The 22054-nt window shown below is 63.9% G+C and carries 30 protein-coding genes; 26 read left to right on the forward strand and 4 right to left on the reverse strand.

The window, feature by feature from the left end:
• Positions 1-49 precede the first annotated feature (49 nt).
• Positions 50-730 carry a zinc finger domain-containing protein gene (locus JWS13_RS45745; protein ID WP_420855062.1) on the forward strand — a complete coding sequence of 227 codons (681 nt, stop codon included), beginning with the start codon at positions 50-52 and terminating at the stop codon, positions 728-730.
• A gap of 60 nt (positions 731-790) precedes the next feature.
• Here the strand turns inward: JWS13_RS45745 and JWS13_RS39035 are convergent, their stop codons facing one another.
• Positions 791-1234 (reverse strand): hypothetical protein, encoded by a 444-nt coding sequence (locus JWS13_RS39035; RefSeq protein ID WP_206010606.1) that lies wholly within the window; start codon positions 1232-1234, stop codon positions 791-793.
• Between the two features lie 178 nt (positions 1235-1412).
• Between JWS13_RS39035 and istA the strand changes: the two genes are divergently transcribed.
• Together istA and istB are read left to right on the forward strand one after the other, a co-directional pair.
• Positions 1413-2951: an IS21 family transposase gene (gene istA, locus JWS13_RS39040; protein ID WP_206010607.1), complete on the forward strand. Its 1539-nt coding sequence runs from the start codon at positions 1413-1415 to the stop codon at positions 2949-2951.
• 64 nt (positions 2952-3015) lie between these two features.
• Positions 3016-3780 carry an IS21-like element helper ATPase IstB gene (istB, locus tag JWS13_RS39045; RefSeq protein ID WP_206009186.1) on the forward strand — a complete coding sequence of 255 codons (765 nt, stop codon included), beginning with the start codon at positions 3016-3018 and terminating at the stop codon, positions 3778-3780.
• A gap of 81 nt (positions 3781-3861) precedes the next feature.
• On the opposite strand, the gene JWS13_RS39050 is transcribed toward istB, so the two are convergent.
• The gene (locus tag JWS13_RS39050; protein ID WP_206010608.1) at positions 3862-4209 is read right to left on the reverse strand and encodes a hypothetical protein; all 348 of its coding nucleotides are present in this window, start codon (positions 4207-4209) and stop codon (positions 3862-3864) included.
• Positions 4210-4486: 277 nt separating this feature from the next.
• Between JWS13_RS39050 and JWS13_RS39055 the strand changes: the two genes are divergently transcribed.
• From JWS13_RS39055 to JWS13_RS39075, 5 genes are all read left to right on the forward strand, one after another.
• Positions 4487-4633 carry a hypothetical protein gene (locus tag JWS13_RS39055; RefSeq protein ID WP_206010609.1) on the forward strand — a complete coding sequence of 49 codons (147 nt, stop codon included), beginning with the start codon at positions 4487-4489 and terminating at the stop codon, positions 4631-4633.
• A 94-nt stretch (positions 4634-4727) separates the two neighbouring features.
• On the forward strand, positions 4728-5336 hold the full coding sequence (locus JWS13_RS39060; protein WP_206010610.1) for a GIY-YIG nuclease family protein: 609 nt from the start codon (positions 4728-4730) through the stop codon (positions 5334-5336).
• Positions 5337-5340: 4 nt separating this feature from the next.
• On the forward strand, positions 5341-6126 hold the full coding sequence (locus JWS13_RS39065) for a hypothetical protein (protein WP_206010611.1): 786 nt from the start codon (positions 5341-5343) through the stop codon (positions 6124-6126).
• 77 nt (positions 6127-6203) lie between these two features.
• Positions 6204-7469 carry an IS256 family transposase gene (locus tag JWS13_RS39070; protein WP_206010612.1) on the forward strand — a complete coding sequence of 422 codons (1266 nt, stop codon included), beginning with the start codon at positions 6204-6206 and terminating at the stop codon, positions 7467-7469.
• A gap of 377 nt (positions 7470-7846) precedes the next feature.
• On the forward strand, positions 7847-8320 hold the full coding sequence (locus JWS13_RS39075; protein ID WP_206010613.1) for a hypothetical protein: 474 nt from the start codon (positions 7847-7849) through the stop codon (positions 8318-8320).
• A gap of 99 nt (positions 8321-8419) precedes the next feature.
• On the opposite strand, the gene JWS13_RS39080 is transcribed toward JWS13_RS39075, so the two are convergent.
• Positions 8420-8695 carry a hypothetical protein gene (locus JWS13_RS39080; RefSeq protein ID WP_206010614.1) on the reverse strand — a complete coding sequence of 92 codons (276 nt, stop codon included), beginning with the start codon at positions 8693-8695 and terminating at the stop codon, positions 8420-8422.
• 60 nt (positions 8696-8755) lie between these two features.
• Here JWS13_RS39080 and JWS13_RS39085 point away from each other — a divergent pair, with 60 nt between their 5' ends.
• Entirely contained in the window at positions 8756-8929 is a 174-nt protein-coding gene (locus tag JWS13_RS39085; RefSeq protein WP_206011972.1) for a hypothetical protein, read from the forward strand.
• On the forward strand, positions 8916-9194 hold the full coding sequence (locus JWS13_RS39090; protein ID WP_206010615.1) for a hypothetical protein: 279 nt from the start codon (positions 8916-8918) through the stop codon (positions 9192-9194). Before JWS13_RS39085 ends, JWS13_RS39090 begins: the two co-directional genes overlap by 14 nt.
• Positions 9195-9201: 7 nt before the next feature.
• On the opposite strand, the gene JWS13_RS39095 is transcribed toward JWS13_RS39090, so the two are convergent.
• Positions 9202-9669, reverse strand: coding sequence for a hypothetical protein (locus JWS13_RS39095; protein ID WP_206010616.1), 468 nt, complete (start codon positions 9667-9669; stop codon positions 9202-9204).
• A gap of 592 nt (positions 9670-10261) precedes the next feature.
• Here JWS13_RS39095 and JWS13_RS39100 point away from each other — a divergent pair.
• The 16 genes from JWS13_RS39100 (at position 10262) to JWS13_RS39175 (ending at position 22044) form a co-directional block, all read left to right on the forward strand.
• Entirely contained in the window at positions 10262-10708 is a 447-nt protein-coding gene (locus JWS13_RS39100) for a hypothetical protein (protein WP_206010617.1), read from the forward strand.
• A complete protein-coding gene (locus JWS13_RS39105) occupies positions 10708-12324 on the forward strand; it encodes a hypothetical protein (protein WP_206010618.1) in 1617 nt (538 codons plus the stop codon). Before JWS13_RS39100 ends, JWS13_RS39105 begins: the two co-directional genes overlap by 1 nt.
• Before the next feature lie 13 nt (positions 12325-12337).
• A complete protein-coding gene (locus JWS13_RS39110) occupies positions 12338-13747 on the forward strand; it encodes a phage portal protein (RefSeq protein ID WP_206010619.1) in 1410 nt (469 codons plus the stop codon).
• Positions 13725-15473: an ADP-ribosyltransferase family protein gene (locus JWS13_RS39115; protein ID WP_206010620.1), complete on the forward strand. Its 1749-nt coding sequence runs from the start codon at positions 13725-13727 to the stop codon at positions 15471-15473. The genes JWS13_RS39110 and JWS13_RS39115 overlap by 23 nt, the downstream gene beginning before the upstream one ends.
• 383 nt (positions 15474-15856) lie before the next feature.
• Complete coding sequence (locus JWS13_RS39120; RefSeq protein WP_206010621.1) at positions 15857-16576, forward strand: hypothetical protein; 720 nt, start codon at positions 15857-15859, stop codon at positions 16574-16576.
• Between the two features lie 23 nt (positions 16577-16599).
• Entirely contained in the window at positions 16600-16971 is a 372-nt protein-coding gene (locus tag JWS13_RS39125) for a potassium transporter (protein ID WP_206010622.1), read from the forward strand.
• A 12-nt stretch (positions 16972-16983) separates the two neighbouring features.
• A complete protein-coding gene (locus JWS13_RS39130; protein ID WP_206010623.1) occupies positions 16984-17997 on the forward strand; it encodes a major capsid protein in 1014 nt (337 codons plus the stop codon).
• The gene (locus JWS13_RS39135) at positions 17997-18431 is read left to right on the forward strand and encodes a hypothetical protein (RefSeq protein WP_206010624.1); all 435 of its coding nucleotides are present in this window, start codon (positions 17997-17999) and stop codon (positions 18429-18431) included. The genes JWS13_RS39130 and JWS13_RS39135 overlap by 1 nt, the downstream gene beginning before the upstream one ends.
• The gene (locus JWS13_RS39140) at positions 18415-18810 is read left to right on the forward strand and encodes a hypothetical protein (RefSeq protein WP_206010625.1); all 396 of its coding nucleotides are present in this window, start codon (positions 18415-18417) and stop codon (positions 18808-18810) included. The genes JWS13_RS39135 and JWS13_RS39140 overlap by 17 nt, the downstream gene beginning before the upstream one ends.
• Positions 18810-19178 carry a hypothetical protein gene (locus JWS13_RS39145; protein ID WP_206010626.1) on the forward strand — a complete coding sequence of 123 codons (369 nt, stop codon included), beginning with the start codon at positions 18810-18812 and terminating at the stop codon, positions 19176-19178. The genes JWS13_RS39140 and JWS13_RS39145 overlap by 1 nt, the downstream gene beginning before the upstream one ends.
• A 12-nt stretch (positions 19179-19190) precedes the next feature.
• Positions 19191-19520, forward strand: a complete 330-nt coding sequence (locus JWS13_RS39150) for a hypothetical protein (protein ID WP_206010627.1) — start codon at positions 19191-19193, stop codon at positions 19518-19520.
• Position 19521: 1 nt separating this feature from the next.
• On the forward strand, positions 19522-19824 hold the full coding sequence (locus JWS13_RS39155) for an HK97 gp10 family phage protein (protein ID WP_206010628.1): 303 nt from the start codon (positions 19522-19524) through the stop codon (positions 19822-19824).
• On the forward strand, positions 19821-20300 hold the full coding sequence (locus tag JWS13_RS39160) for a hypothetical protein (protein WP_206010629.1): 480 nt from the start codon (positions 19821-19823) through the stop codon (positions 20298-20300). Before JWS13_RS39155 ends, JWS13_RS39160 begins: the two co-directional genes overlap by 4 nt.
• 129 nt (positions 20301-20429) lie before the next feature.
• Entirely contained in the window at positions 20430-21017 is a 588-nt protein-coding gene (locus JWS13_RS39165; protein ID WP_206010630.1) for a hypothetical protein, read from the forward strand.
• Between the two features lie 32 nt (positions 21018-21049).
• Positions 21050-21556 (forward strand): hypothetical protein, encoded by a 507-nt coding sequence (locus JWS13_RS39170; RefSeq protein WP_206010631.1) that lies wholly within the window; start codon positions 21050-21052, stop codon positions 21554-21556.
• 89 nt (positions 21557-21645) lie between these two features.
• Positions 21646-22044 (forward strand): hypothetical protein, encoded by a 399-nt coding sequence (locus JWS13_RS39175; protein WP_206010632.1) that lies wholly within the window; start codon positions 21646-21648, stop codon positions 22042-22044.
• Positions 22045-22054 lie beyond the last annotated feature (10 nt).

The following is a 22054-nucleotide window of genomic DNA, read 5'->3' on the forward strand; positions in this document are numbered from 1 at the left end:
GGAAAATCTCTTCGACTTACGCAAGCAACGTGCGCGAATTTCGGACCGGATTCATCGCTCGAAGGGGTCAGATCGGCTCGCTCCGCTACGCCGCACTCGGCGGTGCCGCATGAATCCGTACGAATTCGCGGCCACCGTCGCGTGCCCGCACTGCCACGCCGCAGTCGGCCACCGATGCCTCACCGCCGACGGGTACGAGCGCAAGATGCCGTGCCTCGACCGCGTCCGACTCGTCGAATGGCCCGACACCGCACAGCTGCCCGACACCGCACCCGCCACGCGCACTACGACCCGACTATGTGGCTGGCATCGACAGGCAGGTGGGGGAGCAGTGACCACCCACATGATCGTCCTGAACGGCACCAAGCCACCGCTGTCGATGAACCAACGCCTCCACCACCAGGTGAAGGCCCGGATCACCTGGCAGCTGCGCGACGAGGTCTACATCGAAGCGAAACGGCAGAGACTCCCACGCGGCGTCCCGCACGTCACCGTCACGCTCCACTACCGGCCCGCCCGCAACGGAGTCCGAGACGCCGACAACCTCGTCGCCACCCTTAAACCGTGCTGCGACGCCCTCGCCAAAGGCACCCCGAAATACCCCGGCTACGGACTCGTCGAAGACGACACGCCTCAGTGGATGACCAAAACCATGCCTGTCATCCACCCCGCCGAGAAAGGTCGGCCGGGGCTCCTCTGGCTTGAAATCATCTGCAGTGAGTCTCAGTGAGTATGTCGAAGCTGCAGACCTTCGCCCACGCGCGCCGCGCGGTCATTCGAGGTATCGGATCTACTTGCCGCCAGTCAACGACAACGCCGCCGGGTACTGGACATGGGATTCGATCCCGCACTGCACGCCGTACGGATCAACTCGAATGCATATCTGCAGGCCAAGCGCTCGGCGATCCTCCTCAAGCTGTCCCAGAATGGTATCGGTCAATTGCACGGCGACAATACGCGTTTCGCCAGGAGGGATGTCCTCGTCGCAAATCTCCCGCCGCATGTAACTCTGCGTCTTCCCGCACGCAATCCCTGTTGACGCCACCGTGTAAACATCCTTCTTGGTACCGACACCCAATCGCGTCATATGAGCAGGTAGGGCACCTTGATTTCCCACTTGCGCCATCACCCAGCGGTGTGTGGAACCTATCCACGCCGCCTGGGAAATCTCCCCAAGCTGGGTTGCAGTCCCGTTGCCAAAACCCCAATCATCATCTTTGGTGTCAGCGGTCATGTAATTCCCCAGGTTGAGGGGTTTGTCCGTCACGTAATTCCCCACCCGGCCGTCACGTAATTCCCCACCCTCGGGGCGTGTCGGCCGGGGTTCCGGTGCTGCTGCAGGTTCGCTCCTGACTGGGCCACCGACGGCGGGCCCGGGAAGGGGCCTGACGGTGGCAAGGAGAACGTGGACGATGATTGATCTGATGGAGTTGTTCCGGCATTGGCATGCCGGCCGGTCCCAGGTGCAGATCTCGACGGCCCTGGGGATCGATCGTAAGACGATCCGGAAATACTTGGCTCCCGCGTTGGCGGCCGGGTTGGCGCCTGGCGAGGGCGGGAATTTTGACGAAACGCTGTGGTGGGAGTTGATCGCTGGGTGGTTCCCGGAGGTCGGTGACCCGGCGGCGCGGGCGGTGACGTGGCCGGCGATCGCCGCGCACCACGACTGGATCGACGGGCAGCTGGCCGCGTCGGTGACGGTCGCGACGATCGCGCAACGCCTGCGTGACGATTACGGCGTCGTGGTGTCCGAATCGACGGTGCGACGTTATGTGGCAGCGCAATTCGCCGAGAAGGTCGCCGAGGCGAAGGTGACGGTGCCGCGGGGTGCGGTCCCGCCCGGTGACGAGGCCCAGGTCGACTACGGCAAGCTCGGGATGTGGCGGGATCCGGCCACCGACCGGCGGGTGGCGGTGTGGGCGTTCGCGATCATCCTGGCTTGTTCGCGGCTGCTGTTCGTGCAGCCGGTGTTGCGGATGGACCAGTCCTCGTGGTGCGCCTCGCACGTGGCGGCGTTCGAGTTCTTCGGCGGCACCCCGGCCCGGATCGTGTGCGACAACCTCAAAACCGGGGTGGACCGGCCGGATTTGTACGACCCGAAGATCAACCGCGCCTACGCCGAACTCGCCGCGTTCTACGGGGTGCTGATCGACCCCGCCCGCGCCGGCAAACCCAAGGACAAGCCCCGGATCGAACGCCCGATGCCCTACATCCGGGACTCGTTCTGGAAGGGACGGGAGTTCACCTCGCTGCCGCAGATGCAGGACGCCGCCCTGGCCTGGTGCACCGACGTCTACGGCCGACACAATCACCGTGGTCTCGACGGCGCGCAACCCGTAGCTGTGTTCGACGCCATCGAAAAGCGCAGTCTCACAGCACTTCCACCCAGAACGTTCGAATCGGTCCTCTACCAGGTCGGCAAGGTCGCCCCGGACTGTCACGTCAAGGCCGGCAAGGCCCTGTATTCGGTGCCCTGGCGGCTGATCGGCCAGCAGGTGCTGGCCCGCACCTGCGGCGACATGGTGCAAATTTTTCACGCCGAGCAGGTCGTCGCCACCCATGTGCTGCACCTGTCGGGGCGATCGACGAACATCGAGCACTACCCACCGCACAAGATCGCCTACACACTGCAGACCGTGTCCTGGTGTCGGGCGCAGGCCGAGCAGATCGGCCCCGGCGCCGTCGCCATCGTCGGCGAGTTATCACAGGTCAACGCCCTGCACAGGCTCCGGGCGATCCAAGGCATAGTCCGGCTGCGGGACCGCTACGAGGACGCCCGCCTCAACGCGGCCTGCGCCCGCGCCCTCGCGGTCGGCGACCCCACCTACCGCACCGTCAAGGGCATCCTCGCCGCCGGCACCGAACACGACGGACAAGCCGAGGTGTCCGCGGCGCCAGCGCCGGCATTCCTGCGTGGACCCGACGCCTTCGACAACGAACGCACCGCCTAAGCGTTGAACGCTGCTATGACATGCACTGCACAACAAGTACTTTCACAAGAACAGGGGACTGGTCATGACAATTCACGACCCCAGCCTGCGGGCTGCACTGAAGACGTTGAAGTTGACCGGGATGCTCGACACCCTCGACGCCCGGCTCGCCCAGACCCGGGACGGGCAGCTCGGACACCTCGAATTTCTGCAGGTGCTGTGTGAGGACGAGATCGCCCGCCGGGAAACGGCGGCGCTGGCCCGCCGGCTGCGGCGGGCCAAGTTCGAACAGCAGGCTACCTTCGAGGACTTCGACTTCACCGCGAACCCGAAACTCCCGGCGGCGATGCTGCGGGACCTGGCCGCGCTGCGCTGGCTCGACGCCGGCGAGTCGGTGATCCTCTACGGACCCGTTGGAGTAGGCAAAACACATGTGGCACAAGCGCTTGGGCATCATGTCGCTCGCCGAGGTGGGGACGTGCGGTTCGTCAAGTGCTCCCGCATGCTCGCCGACCTCGCCGGTGGCCATGCCGATCGCACCATCGGTCAGCGGATGCGGGAATACACCCGGCCACTGGTATTGATTATCGATGATTTCGCGATGCGCGAGCACACCACCACCCAGTCCGATGACCTCTACGATCTGGTTTCCGATCGTGCGATCGCCGGCAAACCTCTGATTCTGACGAGTAACCGCGCCCCGAAGGACTGGTATCCGCTGTTCCCGAATCCGGTCGTCGCCGAGTCCCTCCTCGACCGGCTGATCAACACCAGCCATCAAACCCTGATGGACGGCCCGTCCTACCGGCCCCGCAAACGACCCGGACACCGCACCGCCAACGCAACCTGATCCGAACCCCTATCCACTCGGGTTACCCTCAACTCAGCACACCCGAGCATGGGGAATTACGTGACGGACACCCCTGGGGAATTACGTGACGGTCGACACTTTGGCGACGGACCCGCCGGGATCGACTGTTCGAAGCCGGACCCAGATATCCGGAAAGTTCAAAAACACGCCAGCACGAAGCATCTGCTGAGACTGGATCTGCACCGATGTTTCCTGCAACTCGACCGATTTCTCCTGCAGGGCGCGGACAGAGTTCTGCAGCTCCTCCTGCTTCGCGAAAACGCTTCGTGAGACGACTAGCGTCGAGACAGCAGTCACCACCGCGACTACCAATGCCGCCGCGGCGATCATGTTGCGAGCCAGATCCGATGACCAGAAGCCCTTCTTGCCTCCAGACGAACTCGGTTTCTCTTCAGTATCCAGCGACACGGGAACCCCCTGTTTGTCTATTAGCAGTGGCGGACAATGAGAATCGCACCCTTCTCATAGCGCCGCAATAGTTTCGCAAGTCCGGTCAGCAAATCTGCAGCTTCGCGGCTGTTGATCCACCCAATCATCCGGATCCGCGACAAACGCGGCGTACGGCCACGTCACCGACGACATCCCACAGCATTGGCCACCCCCGAACCGATCATCAACTAACCCAGCCGCACTCCCGAGCTCTGGCTCGAGATCACGTGCAGCGACGAATCCAAGGAGCTACCGGGTGAAAACTGCCTACCACGACGGCAAATACTGGCGTGTCGGAGCGATCCGCCGGCACCCCATCGCCTACGCCGAACTCCACCGCCCCGACGAGCACTCGGTGTCCGTCCCGCTCTCCAAGCTCAGGCTGGAGGAGCCACGAACATGACGGACGACCAGCCGTGGATCGGATCCGGTGGCAATGAACAGCTTCTACCCTCCGCGAAAGTTGCCTGTCCGACCGCGAGGGAAGGATCAGGCCCATGACGGAACACACGCAGTACGGATGTGAATGGCCAACCAGCATCAAGTCGATTGTCGACGGCAAGTGCGGCATCAGCATCGAAGGCAAGCTCTGGTCGAAGGGCATCCACCTGTGCCGCCAGCATGCACTCCTGGTCTGGTCAGTGATGGACGAAGAGATGCAGGACTTCCAGAAGAATTCGACCCGATCCGAGCGGATCGCCGAGCAGACCGCGCGAGAGGCAGAGCACGCCGCGCGGCAGCGCGCCGAGCGCGAGAACCTGCCCCCATTGCAGGCGCCGCCCGAGGGGTACGTCTACTACCTCCGCGTCGGACCGCACATCAAGATCGGCTACGCCTCGAACCTAGAACGCCGCCTCTCGTCCTACCCGCCCGACACGGAACTGCTCGCCGTCGAGTCAGGCACCTTGCAAGACGAACAACAGCTGCACCGAACCTTCAAGGCGTTCCGAGTATCCGGACGCGAGTGGTACGACCAGAGTCCAGTTCTCATGAATCACATCGCCGAGGTCGCCAAGAACGAGCGCCACACCTGGTGGGACGACACCGAATGGCGCCGCAAGAACCCGACGTCAGAGCACGTCGCCAAACCGAAGTACTGGAGGTAACCCCGTGGCGATCACCGACGCCGATCACTTCTACCTTGACCGCGCAGCCCGCAGCCTCCTATCCACCCGACTCGACGAGATCTACACCTGGGTCGTGGACGAGCTCGACAACGCCATCACCCGACAGACCGCTCTCGGCACCCAAGAAACCACCAGGCAGGCCCGCAGCGATGACACCGCAGACGTGCTCGACCTCGACGCGTCCGACGCCGCCCACGACCTCCACGGCACCCTCCGCGCCTGGACACACCACGTCTGCACCGGCCGTCACCTGCCCTGGCCCGGCGACGGCCGTGCCCAACACTTCGCCCGCTGGCTCGACCGCCACATCATCGACCTCGCCCTCACCGAGCAGGCGCCCACCGCCGCCGACGAAATCACCGATGCGTGGAAACGAGCGAAGAACTCCATCGACCCACCGCAAGGCCGAGAGTTCGCCGGCCCGTGCCAGAGTCCCGCACAGCCTGCCCGCTCGTGCCTCGGCGTCTACGTGCGACGTGGCACAGACTCGTGGACCTGCCGCACCTGCTCCGTCACCTGCGACATCAACGCCATGCAGGCAGACCTCCACGACCAGGTCCTCGAATACGGCTACACCGCAAACCAGCTCGCGACCGCCCTATCCCGCGAAGTCGGCGACACCGTCCCATACGAGCGGGTCCGGAACTGGGTGCGCCGCAGCAAGATCACACCCATCGACGCCGACGACGACGGAACACCGCGGTACAGCCTGAACGACGCGCTCACTCTGTACAACGCCACGCCCAGCCGAACCGCCGCCACAGCTTGACCAGGGACTGTCTGAATAACGGTTGATCTGATCTTGGTTCGACACGCCGAGCTGCTGCTTGGCGGGAAGGATCGATGATGACCGAAACACTGGATCCCATGGCAGCGACCGAAGTGGATCAGAAGCAGTTGGCCGAGCAACTCCTGGCCCAGGCCAAGGAGCAGGGGGTGGATTTGATGGGCCCGGACGGGCTATTGAATCAGCTCACCAAGAACGTCCTCGAAACCGCGCTGGACGCGGAGATGACCGAGCACCTTGGCTACGAGAAACACGACGCCGCCGGCCGCGGGAGCGGGAACTCACGCAACGGCACCCGGACGAAGACGGTGCTGACCGAGATCGGACCTGTGGAAATCGATGTCCCGAGGGATACTGATTCCTCGTTCGCGCCGCAGATCGTCAAGAAGCGTCAACGTCGGCTGACCGGTATCGATGAGATCGTATTATCCTTGACAGCAAAGGGTTTAACTACCGGTGAGGTCTCTGCCCACTTCCAGGATATTTACGGAGCGACGGTGTCGAAGGACACCATCTCGCGCATCACCGACAAGGTCGTCGGCGAGATGACCGACTGGCAGAACCGTCCGTTGGACCGGGTGTACCCCGTGATCTTCATCGATGCGATTCACGTGAAAGTGCGGGATGGGCAGGTCACGAACCGGCCGATGTACGTCGCGATCGGGGTCACCGTCAACGGCGAACGCGACATTCTGGGTGTGTGGGCCGGCGACGGTGGTGAGGGTGCGAAGTTCTGGCTCTCAGTGCTCACGGAGATCAAGAACCGCGGTGTCGCCGACGTCTGCATCGTGGTGTGTGACGGGTTGAAGGGATTGCCCGATGCCATCAACACGGTGTGGGAACTCGCAGTGGTGCAGACCTGCATTATTCATCTGATACGCAACACCTTTCGGTTCGCTGCCCGGCAGTACTGGGATGAGATGGCGCGTGATCTCAGACCGGTCTACACGGCACCGTCCGAGTCGGCGGCCAAGGAACGATTCGATGAATTCGCCGGGAAGTGGGGCGCGCGGTATCCGGCGATCGTACGGATGTGGGGAAACGCGTGGACAGAGTTCGTGCCGTTCCTGGACTATGACGTCGAGATCAGACGAGTCATCTGCTCGACAAACGCAATCGAGTCCGTCAACGCCCGTTACAGGCGCGCGATAAGGGCCCGTGGACACTTCCCGACCGAGCAAGCAGCCCTGAAATGTCTGTATCTCGCCACACGGGCTCTGGACCCCACCGGGAAGGGTAAGGCACGATGGGTGATGAGGTGGAAGCCAGCGCTCAACGCGTTCGCAATCACCTTCGAAGGCCGCATCACCCCGAACGGTGACTAACCGACGCCGAGGTCGGATCCACCGTTAATCGGACACTCCCCTTGACCACCCAGAGATGCTAGGCTGACGCCGGCAGGCGCGAGAGTTATGCAGAGATGCAGACCTCGCGCCCTCGTCGTTTCAGCCCGATTGGTGGTCAGTAGTAACGGGGGCTGTGACAGGGCGATATGTGAGTGAGACATTCATTCCATCGCGCACACGGAGACGACTTGAAGCGCTGCGTCGCATTGACGTTACGGCTCATTGGGGCAAGCCTAGCGGCGACTGTGCTCGCTGGGTGCAGCAACGACAGCGACGACAGCATCCAACAATTGCCCATTTCCGCAACGCAGACGCCGCTCCCTGTGGATCCAATTCTCGCTCAAACGGAAGGCTACATGGAGCCGCTTTCACGGAAGACGATGCGGGGATACCTCAGCGAAAGCGACTACATGCTTACCGCAAATCTCACTGCTTACTCCGCCATCCAGCGGAGTACGGACGGCATACCGATCGGCGACCCTGCCCCTGCGGGATACAAGTACGTCGTTATCCAGGTTGTTCCTGACTCGTATTCCTGGCTGGTCGAAGAGCGAGACTGCGCCGGATCGGTGGGCTCCTGCCCCGGGACAAACCTCGTTGAGACCTACGAACTTGACTACGCCCCTTCAGACTATCGGCCAGGTGCGCCGGATCCGATTAAGCCGTTTAGGTCCCCACCATTCTCGTCGATGCGGGCAGGGAGCGACCTGGTATTTCTCGTTCCGATCGATCGACGCGGGATGGAGCTTCGCGTTGAGCTGAATCCGATCGGCAAACCCGACGAGAATCACGAGTTGGCCTGGATCGACTTGTCAATCTCGCTGCCCTAAAGGCGGCCGCGGCACGCCTGGGCCCGTCGAAGCTCGCTGCTTGCAAGCGCGAGCTCCAGGCCCAGGCGCCTGGAATTGCGGTACGAGCCCCGTGAAAGGCTAGGGGCAATAGTGGGTGCTTGCCGCCCCAACCGCGGCCGCCGCCTTCTCTGTACTACCAAGTACCGGTAGCTCGATACTAGGGTCGTCGAAACTGTCGCAGATTTTATGCGCGAACTCGATGATTTCGTCGTTGCTGCCGTCGATGTCGGCATCGCGGAATGCCTTGATAACCGCGACGTCTTTCTCCGGCAGTCCGTCAGTGCTCTCGGATGAACCGCAGGCGGTGAGCGTCAAAGCGACGGCAGCGAGCAGTCCGGCGGTGAGGGTGCGCATGGTGTTTCCTTTCGTCGGATCGTATTTCCGGAATGTGATCGCGCGTTACGTAGTCGGCCCATGCGCGAGGAGGTTGAAATGCCGTCGCTTTTTGACCAGCTCTACGACGCCAGCGCCCAGCTCGCCCACGCACACGCGGAGGGCAACCTAATCGGGGTGATGGATCTTGAAACCCAGATGAACAACCTGCTCGACACACTCAGCGCGAGAGGAGGCAACGATGCGAGCCAATGACAAAGCGCTCCGCGGCCACCTCGCCGACGCACTCGGCGGACAAGAACACGAGCAGCCACCGCACCCCACCGACGACACCCCCGAGGTCCGGGCATTGGCCCGAGGCCTCGCGGGTCTCGCATTCGGTGACACCGCAGCACCGCTCAACTTCAACACCATCACCGAGTACTACCAACCGCTAGCCCAATCGATTCTCAATTACCAGGGTGGATGGATCATTGATCCCAGTGTCAGGCTCTGGAAGCGAAGCCCAGATGTCGATTGAGTGGACGCTACCAACCGTCATTCTCGGGACACCCGACGTGCCACCCGTCCTCGTACAGGTACCACCAAGACGGGGTAACGACGGAATCTGTACTCGGGCCGAGGACGAATGCGAAACCGTCCTTCATGTCGAAGTCGAGCGTGTAGCCCCCGGCCTGAAGTAGATCGTGAGCTTCGCGCGCGCGGTCAGTGACGCCGACCGAACCGCCAAGGACGCCGACTTTCCCACCCACCCAGACGTACAGCGATGAGTCGTATTCGGATTCGGACGTTGGACGACATGGCCCTGGTACGTCGTTGATCGCGGAGAATCCTTTGTCGCGGACGGTCGAGTAGAACGCTTCGGCCGAGGTTCGCAAGCGATCGAGTTCATCGTGGCGCTGATTCTGCTTTTGCATGACGGCTACGCCAGCAGCGACTGCGGCCACGACAAAGGCGCCAACCAGCCCGCCTATCAGTGCTCGTTTGCTCAACATCAATCTTCCTGTCGTGGAGGTCGCCAAGTGAATTCGAATCGCGACGGAGAGAGCATATTTTGCTCGTGTCGTGAGGGAGTTGCCGGGTAATGGCTAGGGCGGCGAAGCGCGTGTGCGCGCAACCTGGATGCCCGAGCATTCAGTCAGCGGCGCTGTGCCCGTCCCATCGAGCGGTACGGGATGCTTACCAACGAGGTACCACACCGACGAAGGTCACGCGCACGTGGTCCGAGCAGAAGCGCCGCAAGGCTGCCGTCGACGCGCACAGGGCCGTGCACGGCGACTGGTGCCCCGGGTACGAGCGGCCGGCGCACGCCACCACTGACCTGACCGCCGACCACGTCGAGGAGATCAGCCTCGGCGGCGCACCCGGCGGCACGCTCCAGGTGTATTGCAGGTCATGCAACAGCTCGAAGGCTGGGCATAACCGCCCCTGACCTGCGGAAACGCAAACTGCTTGCATATGCAAGCAACTCTCTGACCTGCGGAAAGGTGCCCCCGGGGGGGTACCCCGAAGGGTGAAAACGCCATCGCCGCGGGGGAGGTCCCTCGCAGTTCGCAGTACCTGAAATGTTTCCAGGAAGGGAGGGCCGTGGCCGCGACATCACCCCGCGCTCCCCAAGAGCTGGGACCCGGAGGCAAGGCTCTCTGGCGGGCGATCACCAAGGACCACGACCTCGACGCGGTGCAGCAAGTCCAAGTGGTCGAGGCATGCCGGGCAAAGGACCGACTCGACAAGCTCGACCTGATCCTCCGCGGCGACGCCGACACCTGGGTCGACCTCGTGCACCGGACGCAGACCGAGGATTACGAGATCCGGATCGACGACGCGCTGGCGAAGGCTAACGCGACCGGCAACCTGCTGAAGCAGTTGCTCGCCGCGCTCCGCCTGCCGGACGAGTCGGGTACGAAGCCGCAGCAGCGGGGCGGTGCTCGCGGTAGCTACAAGCCGACTGCGGCGTCGAGCGGGACGACGGCGGTGTCGAGCGGGAAGGTGTCGTCCCTCGATCGTGCCCGGGCCGCGAAGTCCGGTGCCTGATGCCGTGGGCGGGACCGCTCTTCGACGGGCATGTGTGCTCGGTCGGCTACGAGGTCCTCGACTGGATCCACGAGTACGAGTGCCACGGCGTCGGTGACATCCAGGGCGATCCGATCGACCTCGACGACGAGATCCGTGAGCACATCATCGAGTGCTATCGGATCGACCCGATCACCGGTCGGCGGGTCTACAACGAAGCCGTCCTCTCTCGACCGAAGGGCCGCGCGAAGTCCGAGATCGCGGGCCAGATCGTGGTGGCCGAGGCCTTCGCTCCGGTTCGATTCGACGGCTGGAATGCCGATGGTCAACCGGTGGCGCGGCCGGTTCGATCGCCGCTGATCAAGTGCCTCGCCACCGAGGAAAGCCAGGCGGGCAACACCTTCTCGAACGTTGCGTTCATCGCCGGCGAGTGGGGGCAGGACACCCACCCGGACATCTATGGCGGCGTAGGTGGTGTCCGCCGGTACCAGTCGGCGTCCGCGATCTACCTGCCGCAGGGTGGTGAGATTCGGGCGTGCACCTCGGGTGCGGCCTCGAAGGACGGCGGCCTGGAAACGCACATCGTCGCCGACGAGACGCACCTGTATGTGCTGCAGGAACTGCGGGACATGTACTCGACGACTGCGCGAAACATGGGTAAGCGCAAGGACGCAGACCCCTGGCTTCATCAGACGTCGACCGCGTACCGGCCCGGCGAGAACTCGGTCTTCGAGACCACGCTGACGCTGTGGCGCAAGGGCGAGCTGCCGGAAGCGGTGTTCGTCAACCATCGCGAGGCCACCGGGAAGATCGACCTCAACGACAAGGCGCGGACACTGCGTCAGCTCGAGGAGGTGTACGGCGACGCTTCCGCGTGGATCGACATGGAACGAAAGTACCGCGACATGCGGGACCCGCGGATCTGCGCTGATGACGAGACCGCGGCCAGGTACTTCTTGAACAGGCCGATGTCGTCGAAGGATGCGTGGATCGCCGACGACGTCGTCAAGCGTCAGGTCCAGTCCGGACAGGTCACGGGCGCCAGCGGGTTTCATAAACTTGAGCCGGGAACGCACGTGGCGCTCGGCTTCGACGGTTCACTCAACGACGACTCGACGGTGCTCTTCGGGTGCAGGATGTCGGATGGTTTCCTGTTCCCGATCGGTATCTGGGAGAAGCCGCAGGGTAACGCCGGGAACTTCTGGGAGGTTCCGCGGTCGGATGTGCTCGCGAAGATCCGGGAGGCGTTCGGCCGGTACAGGGTGAGCCGTCTCTACGCTGACCCGCACGAGTGGCGGTCGGACATCGACAAGCTCGCCGAGGAATTCCCGGAGCGGGCGTTGCCCTGGGCGACGACCCGGGACATAGCGATGCATTCGGCGCTCGACCGGCTTCGCACGGACCTGATCAACAAGACCGCGTTTCACTCCGGCGACAAGCTGATGATGGAGCACTTCTCCAACGCGTACGTCCGCAACAAGGGCATCTACCGGCTCGTCCGGAAAGAGAACCCGAAGTCCGACCGCAAGATCGACTCGGTTGTCGGGGCGTCCCTGGCCTATGAGGCCCGCGCAGATGCGATCGCCGCTGGGTGGACCGCCGAAGGGCCTGACAACCGAATGTTCTGCTTCTCATGAAATGGAGGGCCACGTGACCGTCGCTCTGCGAACGACCCTCAGCTCCGACGAGCGGGACATGATCGGCAAGCTCAATGCGAAGCTGCACAAGCTGCAGCCGCGGGACAGGCTGAACGAGGCGTACTTCGAAGGTGAGCAGCGGCTCAAGCAGATCGGTATCGCTGTCCCGCCGGAACTGCGGGTGTTCGAGTTGGTCGTCAACTGGAACCGAATGTACGTCGGCGAGATAGCGCGTCGGCAGAAGATCAAGTCGATCATGGTCCCAGGTGGGAAGAAGAAGCGGAGCAAGGCGCTGCAGGAGGGCTTCGACGCGAACAATCTCTCTTCGGAGATCGGCCTCCTGAACACGGAGACGATGATCTTCGGTCGCTGCTTCGGCACCGTGGGAACGAACGACGAGGACGCGGGGCACCCCCGGATCGCTATCGAGTCGCCGACCCAGATGTCCTGCCTGATCGACCGCGGCCGCCGACGGATGGATGCGGCGTTCCGGCAGTACCGTACGGAGGAGGGGCAGCGCGTCGGCACACTCCTGCTGCCGGACAGGACCATCCAGGTCGTGGCCGGCCGCGGGGGTTGGGAGATCGACGAGGTCGGAGACGACACCGGTGTCGACGACCACGGACTGGGTCGTGTCCCCGTGGTGTTGTTCCTCAACCGCCGGCGCCTGAGCAAGTGGACCGGAACGTCCGAGATGGCGGACCTGATCCCGCTCGTCGACGCCGCGGCTCGTGCGTTGACCAACCTTCAGGTCGCGCTGGAGACGCACTCGGTGCCGCAGAAGTGGGTCCTGGGCCTGTCGAAGGGCGACTTCGTTGACAAGAATGGGCAGCCGATCCCGGTGTGGCAGGCGTACTACACGTCGATCTGGGCGAACCAGAAGTCTCCGAAGGAAGTAGAGGTCGGCCAGTTCTCCGCCTCGGACTTGAAGAACTTCCACGACACGACGAATCACTATGCGGCGTTGGCGTCGTCGGTGACCGGGTTGCCGTTCCGGTTCTTCGGTCAGAACACCGCGAACCCGGCCGCTGAAGGTGCGATCCGGGCGGATGAGTCCCGGCTGATCTCGAATACCGAGGACAAGAACGAGGCCCAGGGCGTCGGCATCGGCTGGTTGATGTCGCTGTACGAGCGTTTCCGCACCGGTGAGTGGCCGGCTGCGGGCCTGGCGATGAAGGTCGAGTGGCGCAACCCGGCCACCCCGACGAAGGCCGAGGAGGCCGACTTCATCCAGAAGCTCAACGGCGGAACACCAGTTCTGTCCCGTGAGGGCTCGTGGGACGAGATGGGCTGGGACGAGGCACGCAAGGACCGCGAGCGCGGCTACTTCGAACAGGAAGCATCCGATCCGGTCCTCGACCGACTCACCCGGAACCTGAACGTCGACAACGCGAACGCCGATGACCCCGCAAGCCTCGGCTGACTACTACCGGGCGCAGCAGAAGATCACAACCGCGGTGTTGCTGGCTGCGCGCAGGATCTGGGGTGTCCGGCCGCCCAAGGACTTCGATAGCTGGTTCGCGGCGAATGTCGATCGGCTGATCACTATTGTCACCGCGGGGCAGGCCCGTGCAGTGGAGGGAGCCGACGATTACGTCACAGCTGTGCTGGACGAACTCGGCACTCCGGTGGCGGCGGAAGTCATCCCTGCGACCGAGCCGCTGGTCGGAGTGGCCTCCGACGGCCGACCGTTGGACTCGCTGATGTACGGCGCGATCATCACAACGAAAGGCAAGATCGTCGAGGCTGACACCTACAGCCCAGACGTCCTCGCGCAGGCCTGGCAATCAGGCCTGAATGCGTTGATGCTGCGCACGCAGCAACAGATCGCAGACGCTTCCAGGGTCGCCACGTCCTTGAGTATCGCGGCGCGCCCAGGTGTCGGCTACGTGCGGATGCTCAACCCGCCCTCTTGCTCGAGGTGCGCAGTGCTGGCGGGAAGGTTCTACCGCTGGAATCAGGGATTTCGACGCCATCCTGGCTGCGACTGCCGGCATATCCCGTCGCGCGAGGACAGCGCACGCGACCTCCGCACCGACCCCGGCGCCTACTTCGCAAGCCTGCCAGAGGATCTGCAGAACAAGATCTTCACGATGGCCGGTGCAGAAGCGATCCGCGACGGCGCTGATATCAACCACGTGGTCAACGCCCGACGCGGAATGTCGACCGCACAGGAAAACGTCGCCGGATGGATTCCGAAAGGGCGACTCCAAACTCGGTCCCTCTACGGGCAAGAGATGGCAACTACTATTGAGGGCGTTACGCGTCGTGGCGAGGCATATCGGGCGATGAGCCGCGCGGGGTACGCCCAACGTGAGACCGACGTGCGAGCGGGTAGGAACTTCCGGGCGAAAGCACCTAGGTTGATGCCCGAGTCAATCTACGAGATCGCGGAGGACCGCGACGACGCACTACGGCTTCTCAGGCTCAATGGGTATCTCAGCGACCGTGAGCGCCCCGTGCCAAGTCGGGCGTCGGTCCGTGGACGTCCGACGCCAACCGCGCCTTCTCCGTCTTCCAGTGGGGGTGGTCGCGTTCCTCCACGACCGCCCATAGAAGATTCTCCGGTGCCAAGTGATGACGACGGCGAATTGCTCGCCAGCCACTTCGACGAAAGCTTCGCGGACTGGGCGGCCGGGCTGTCCAACGAGCAGAGATTAGCTATCGTCCAGTGGCAGCGTGCTGATGACCGGTTCTACCAGCGAATCCAGAAAGCGCTTCGAACAGGCGTCGAGGATGCGGAAGCTGAGCAGGTGTCCTTCCCGATACTTGATGCGATCGCCGCTGGTGTTTTGGATCAGGACGTGGCCACTTGGCGTGGCATACGCAACACGACACCCCTCTTTGGGGTGTCAAGAGAGCGTTTAGCGGACCTGACCGGGGAGGTAGTCGACGCCGATGGGTTCCTGGCAGTATCCACTTCGAAGGCGATCGCTGTCGACGAGTTCACCAAGCCTTCGTTTGGCGGTGGATCGGCTCTGTTGCGTGTCCACGTCCAAGCAGGTATGCCTGCAGCATGGGTGAAATTGGTAGGAGATCCTCGGATGGAATACCAGCGTGAGCTGCTACTTCCGCCTGGTCATCTGCTGCGTGTACTAGAAGTGTCCTACACTGGTGATCTGCCGCTTGTGGACGTGGAGGTGATCTGACAATGCCGATGAGTAATAATCGCTTGTGGGATGACAGTATTTTTGCCCCGCACGGTGGGCCGCGACCTGCACCTCAGCACACCCTGATCTTGGTCACACAGCTCGGACTCTCTCGCGCCAGCGCGAAAGAGAAGGAGCAGGGTATCGCACAGTGGTTGGAGAAGAATTCTCCGTCACCGAGGCTGAAGAATAGCCTGATCAAGAGCGGTTACACCCACCTCCTGCACCTCCCCGCTTAACACACACCACAGACAAGGCCCCGTGAGCAACCGCTCCGGGGCCTTTGTCATGCCCATATTCGCCCTGCTCAGTGCAGGGATTCTCACCGCCACTCGCACGGGGTGGCTCCATGCCTGCAACGGGCGACAGAAGGGGATATCCGCATGTCGAGCACCATCTTGCCCATCCATGCCGTCACTGGTCTCACCGCACTGGGACTGACCAAGAGGGGTAAGCCGATCTGGCCCGTCCTCGGCGGCAACGGTGAGGGCGACGGAGACACCGACGACAAGGGCCCGGTCGACGACGATCAGGACGAAGAACCGGACGACGAACCTGACGCCGATACCGACGACGACCCTGACGAAGACGAGGACAGAGCCCTCGGACCGAAGGGGGAGAAGGCGCTCGCCGCGGAGAAGGACAAGCGGAAGCAGGAGCGGAGCCGCCGGATTACCTCCGTGCGGGAGAACCGGCAGCTCAAGGCGCAACTCGCCGCGAAGGGCAAGCCCAAGGTCAAGGAATCCGACGACGACGAGCGCGAGCGCGTCATCGAAGAGCGCCTGACCGCCCGCGCTAACGCGCGCATCATCGCCGCAGAAGTGCGGGCCGCGGCCGCCGGGAAGCTGTCCGATCCCGCCGACGCACACAGATTTCTCGACCTTGATCAGTTCGAGGTCACCGAGGACGGCGAAGTTGATCCGGACGAGATCGCCGATGCGATCGACGACCTGATCAAGAAGAAGCCGTACCTGGCCGCGCAAGGCGGCACCCGGAAGGCCCCGAAGCCCGACCGCCGCCAGGGCGGTGGGTCGCGCGAAGCGACAGGGTCGATGGCCGCCGGTCGAGCCGCCTATCAGTCGCGAAACCCCAAGAAGAACTGAACCTCTGAAGGAGGGAATTCACCATGGATCTGCAGATCAAGACCGAAACCTTCGGGCAGGACGACCAGTCCTGGCTCGCGTCCGCGCATGGAACGGACACCGCACGCAACATCAACATCAGCGTCGCAACGTTCACCGCGGGCACCCACTACCCCGACGGCTGGCTGAAGTCGGGCCTGCCGCTGAAGAAGGTCGCCGGCGGCCGATACGGGCTGTGGTCCAACGGCGACACCGACCCGATCGAAGGGCACCTCTTCACCGCGACGAAGGTCCCTGCGGGAGCCACCGTCGTCGTCGGCGCCCTCCTGTGGCACGGCGCCGCACTCGTGGCGAAGCTGCCCACGTCCGTCAACGCAGCTGGCCAGGCCACTGCCCGGGACATCCGCTACTTCTAAGGAGACTGAGCAATGGCACTTGTACTGAACAGCGACTACATCACCCCGGTCGAGCTGACCGGTTACGTGCGTGAAGCGCTCGCTGACCGACCCATCAACGACCTCGCGCTGATCGACGATCTGCTGCCCGACCTCGTAGTTGACGATGTCGACTTCCGGGCAAACATCACCGAGCGTGGCCTCAAGCGCATGGCGAAGTTCCGCACCTGGGACGTTGAGGCTCCGCAGTCGAAGCGGAAGGGCATCAAGCGGATCTCCGGTGAGCTGCCCCCGATCTCGGAGAAGCGCCGACTCGGTGAATACGACCGGCTGCGCCTTCGGAAGGCGGACACCGCGATCATTAACCTCATCCAGGACGACGCCGTCGAACTGGCGGATGCGCTGCGTACCCGCCTCATCGTGGCCAAGGCGCAGGCGCTGACGACCGCGAAGGTCAACCTCGCCGAGGATGGCCTGGAGATCGAGGTGGACTTCGGCCGCAATGCCGGTCACACGGTCGTGGCCGGCACGGTCTGGTCCGGCGCGGGGGATCCGATCGGCGACCAGGAGAGCTGGTTCTCGACGTTCCGGGTCTCGAACTCGGGCAACCCGATCCGGGCCATCACCTCGCAGCGAGTGATGTCCAACCTGATGAAGAACGCCGCCATCCGGGCCTACTGCCTGCCCCCGGGCTCGACGCAGGGCATCGTGACCCGCGAACAGGTCAACGCCCTGTTCACCTCATTCGGGCACCCGGCGTTCGAGATCTTCGATGCCCAGGTCGAGGACTTCGACGGCGATCCGTTGCGCCTGATCCCGGACGATTCGGTCCTCTACACCGGCGCCTCCAAGATCGGTGAGACGCTGTGGGGCACCACTGCGGAAGCCATCGAGCCGGACTACGGCATCGACGCATCCGAGGCCCCGGGCATCGTCGTCGGTTCCTACATCGACAACGACCCGGTCGGCCGCTGGACCAAGGCGTCCGGTGTCGGCCTGCCGATCCTCGGCAACGCCAACGCGACCATGATCGCGAAGGTGCTCTGATGGGACGCCGCCTGTCCGCGGTCGTCCACGTCCTCGACGAAGTCGGCACTTACCACCAGTTCGGTCCCACTGACGTGGTGCCGGACTGGGCGGCCGCGAAGATCACCAACCCGGCCGCCTGGGCCGAGGACCCTGTCGCCGATCTCGCCTACGACAACGGCGGTTGGCTGCCGCCCGGGTCGACGCTGCGCATCGAGGACGAGAAGCAGGACTTCCCCGGCGATGCACCGTCCGATCAGTGGAAGGTCCCCGAGCTCCTGGCGTTCGCCGAGACGAAGGGCATCGACCTCGGCGACGCGAAGAAGAAGGCCGACATCCTCGCCGCAATTGCCCAGGCTGAGGCTGGCGCTGCCGACGAAGGCAACGACGGCACCGGCGACGGTAGCGACGAGGGCGAAGGCGGAAACGAGGGCAACGGTGACGGCACCGCCTGAACCGCTCATCACCAAGGTTGACGTCGAGGATCGGCTAGGGGAAACCCTGGCCGATCCCGAGGTCACCCAGGTCGAGTCGTTGATCGCCTATGCCTCGTCGAAACTGAGGTCGCGCCGCTACCTCGATGTCGACGCACGGATGTTCGACGGGACACTCGACCGGGCGCTCGTCAAGGGGACGGTTGTCACCGCGGTCATTCGTGCGCTCGAAGTGATGCGCACCGGGCTGCGCGTCCGGAGCACCCAGTATCCGGAGAACACCGAGCAATACGTAGACGCCGACCCTCGGCTCATCTACTTCACCGACGAAGAACTCGGCGAGCTCGACCCCGATGTGGGTGAGACAAACCCGGGCGCCTTCACGATTCGAGTGTTCTGATGCCCAGCTTCCCGGAACCGTGGACCCTGCTGCGGTACAACGAACCTGAGTACGACGAGTCGACCAACAACCGCATTCCGGTTGCGCCGACCGAGGTCCCGTGGCGTGGACTGCTGCAGCAGCGGCAGTTGTCGGCCTCGTCTGTCGACGCGGGCAACGTCGAGTTTCAGGACTGGCACGTCACGAGTTCCTACGTCCTCCTTCTCGCCCCGGGATTGGATCCTCTGCCCGCTGAGCGGGACAGCTTCCGCGACGAGGACGGGGCCATCTACCAGGTTGTGGGCAAGACCCGTGCGCGCCGACCGGTCCGCGGCCCACGACGGGCCGCATACATCGCCGCCATCGTGCGGCGTTCCAACGACATGTAGGAGTGAATCAGCATGGCTGAGAACGATACTGCCGATCTGGGCTCGTCCGAGGAGCCTGCGGTCGACGACCTGTATCGGTACACCGACGATGAGGGCCGCAAGAACGTCACCGCCCGTGGCTCCCGTGCCCATCTCGAGCACCTCGAGAAGCTGAAGCTGGCGGCGCTGGTCGAAGGCGCCGAAGCGGAAGCGGCGGAACTGGCGACGTCGGGCGAGAAGCCGGTCGCCACCGCCGACGCTGATCGGTCCGTCGACGGTCCGCTCGATCCGCCGGCGCCCGCCGCGGTACAGGCGAAGCGCACCCCGGCGAAGTCCGCGGCCAAGGACGAATCGAAGCCCTGAGATGGTGGCCCGACTCACCATTTATGACGGTCGGGCCCGGGCGGAGACCTTCGAGATTTCATTCGAGGACAGGCTCGAGATCGGCTGGACGATCGCGGACGAGTCACGTGCCGACGCGCCGGTGTTGACCGGCGACTACCGGGACGGGATCACCGTCGAGACGGACGGGCAACGGGTGTTCGTCGCCGATACCGACGAGGACGCGGTCTTCAAGGAATACGGCACGGTCGACACTCCGCCGCATGCGGTGTTGACGAACAAGGCTCGCCGATACGGCGACTACCGCGGATGGGAGCCGAAGTGACCGAGAAGACGCGGATCCCCTTCGCGCCCGCCGCGGTGCGTGACCGTTTGCGGACAGACGACGACTTCGCCGCAGTCGTGCCCGCCGAGTTCATCTCGACCAGGGACGTCCCGGAGAAGTTGACTCGCCCGTTCGTCACCTGCCGGTCGGCGACCACCACCGGCCGCGACGCGATGCTCCGCAAGCCGATGGTGCAGATCGATGTGTGGGTGCCAGGCCGCCCCACACTGGAGTGGCCCCCGTCCGGTGACCCCGAAGAGATCGCTTGGGACATCGGCGGCCTCGCCGGCGAGATCATCGACCGATCCTCCAACATCGCCTTCCGCAACTGCGGGTGGGCAGGGAACTGGGTGGACGGACCCATGAACCTGATCGACAAGACCCGCGGCCAGGACCTGCCTCTCTATCGGGCCCCCGTCCGGGTGGAACTGACCATGCGGATGGATACGGCACCCAAGTTCGCCTGGATGCCCTGATACCGGCGCTCTGAGCGCCCCCAATCGTCCCGCCCGATGCCCGGCTGCCTGGCCCAGGTATCGGGCGGGACACCTCAACAACCCAGCGCTCACACCAGGTGGGCCGAACTGCGTGAAAAGGAGCGACCCATGAGCACTTACGCGGATCCAAAGAAGGCCGTCACCTACCTCGACGGCGACGGTTTCCGAGCACCGGCCGGAACAGCGTTCCCCGGCGCGGCGATCTTCGCCTCGCCCGTCGTCACCCCCGCGGTCACCGGACCGCCCTCCGTCCCTGCCGTGACCTGGGATGCGTTCGGCGGTATCCAGAAGGGCCTCGACCTCAACCCCACCCGGGAGCTGAAGGAACACGAGGTGTTCAACTACCGTGACGCCGCATACGACGTGACCACCGGACCTTTGAAGGAACGGCTGAAGTTCCGCGCCGTCGACCGGTCGAAGGCCACCACCTTGACCCGGCTCGAAGGCGGCTCCGTCGTCGAGATCGAAGCCGACGAGGTGTACGAGTTCATCCGCGGCGCCGGCGAAGACTTCGCCTTCATCTGGCGAGCGATGGACTTCCGGCACAAGACCGCCCTCTACTGCGAACGCGTCCGTCTGGTGACGCCTCCGCCCCGCTCGTTCAGCGGCCAGGACCTCGACGGCTGGGAGTTCGAACTCCTCGCCCTCGCCAAGGTCCGCGAATTCGGCACCGACAACGGCGGAATCACCGTCTAAGTCCATCTCTTCCGAACAGGAGAACACGAGCAATGCCAGGCGAAAACAAGAAGAACGAGGCCCGGACCGCTGCCACCGAAAGCGGTCCGGCCCCGTTCCCCCTCGACTCCCTCCTCGCGGTCGGCCAGGATGTCACCCTGCCGCCCGCCGACATCACCTTCGCGCCCGTCCTCGTCGAGTTCGGCGGCGTGACCACCCACATCCGCCGGTCGTTCACCGGCCTCGAAGTGATCGCAGCGTCGAAGCTGCTGCACTACACCCCGCCGCCGCACCCGATCGCCTCACTGCCCGAAGCGGAGCAGCGGGCGCTGTCCCAGGCAGACCGGACGAAGCTGGCCGAGCAGTTCGTCAAGGACGTCGAGGACCAGTTCAACCAGCACATGATCGCCCAGCTCGAGAGCATCACCGAATCGGGTGACGCGACCGCATTGTGGGAGCAGATGAAGGACCTGCCCGAGATCATCTCCGACCGACTGTTCCGGGGGATGTACCGGATCGCGGGGCTGGTCAACGAACAGGGAAAATTCCTCGCGCTCTAGCCGACCTCCACACCGAGGACGGACGGGCGAGGGCTCTGTGCGGTCTGCGGTATCACTTCGGCATCGACCTTCAGTCGGCGCTCGAGGAGATGCCGTGGATCGACACGCTCGCCTACATGCGGCGGGCCGGCGAACTCGACGCCCAACGTGAGCGCGACTCCGAGAACTGGGCGATGCTCCTCGACCGCATCGAGTACACCCTCAACAGCGCATACGCCGACCGGATCACAGACCCCGACGACCCGAAGGTTGCGGCCGAACGTGCACGCCGGGAAATGCTCGGACTGAAGCCTCCCCCGATGCCGCTGATCCGGCCGGTCGCTCTGCGTCCTCCCGCGATCGACGAAGTCCGCCGGCAGATGTACCAGGAACAGGTCGATCTGTACAAGACACCTGAGGCGAACGAGGACGGCACCTTGTCGGTCGCCGAATACATGCGCTTGCGCGGAATCGAATTCGAGCCGATCCCAGAACCTAGCAGCGAATAGCAGAAGCGGA

The sequence above is a fragment of the Rhodococcus pseudokoreensis genome, from assembly GCF_017068395.1.
GTDB classification, from domain to species: domain Bacteria; phylum Actinomycetota; class Actinomycetes; order Mycobacteriales; family Mycobacteriaceae; genus Rhodococcus_F; species Rhodococcus_F pseudokoreensis.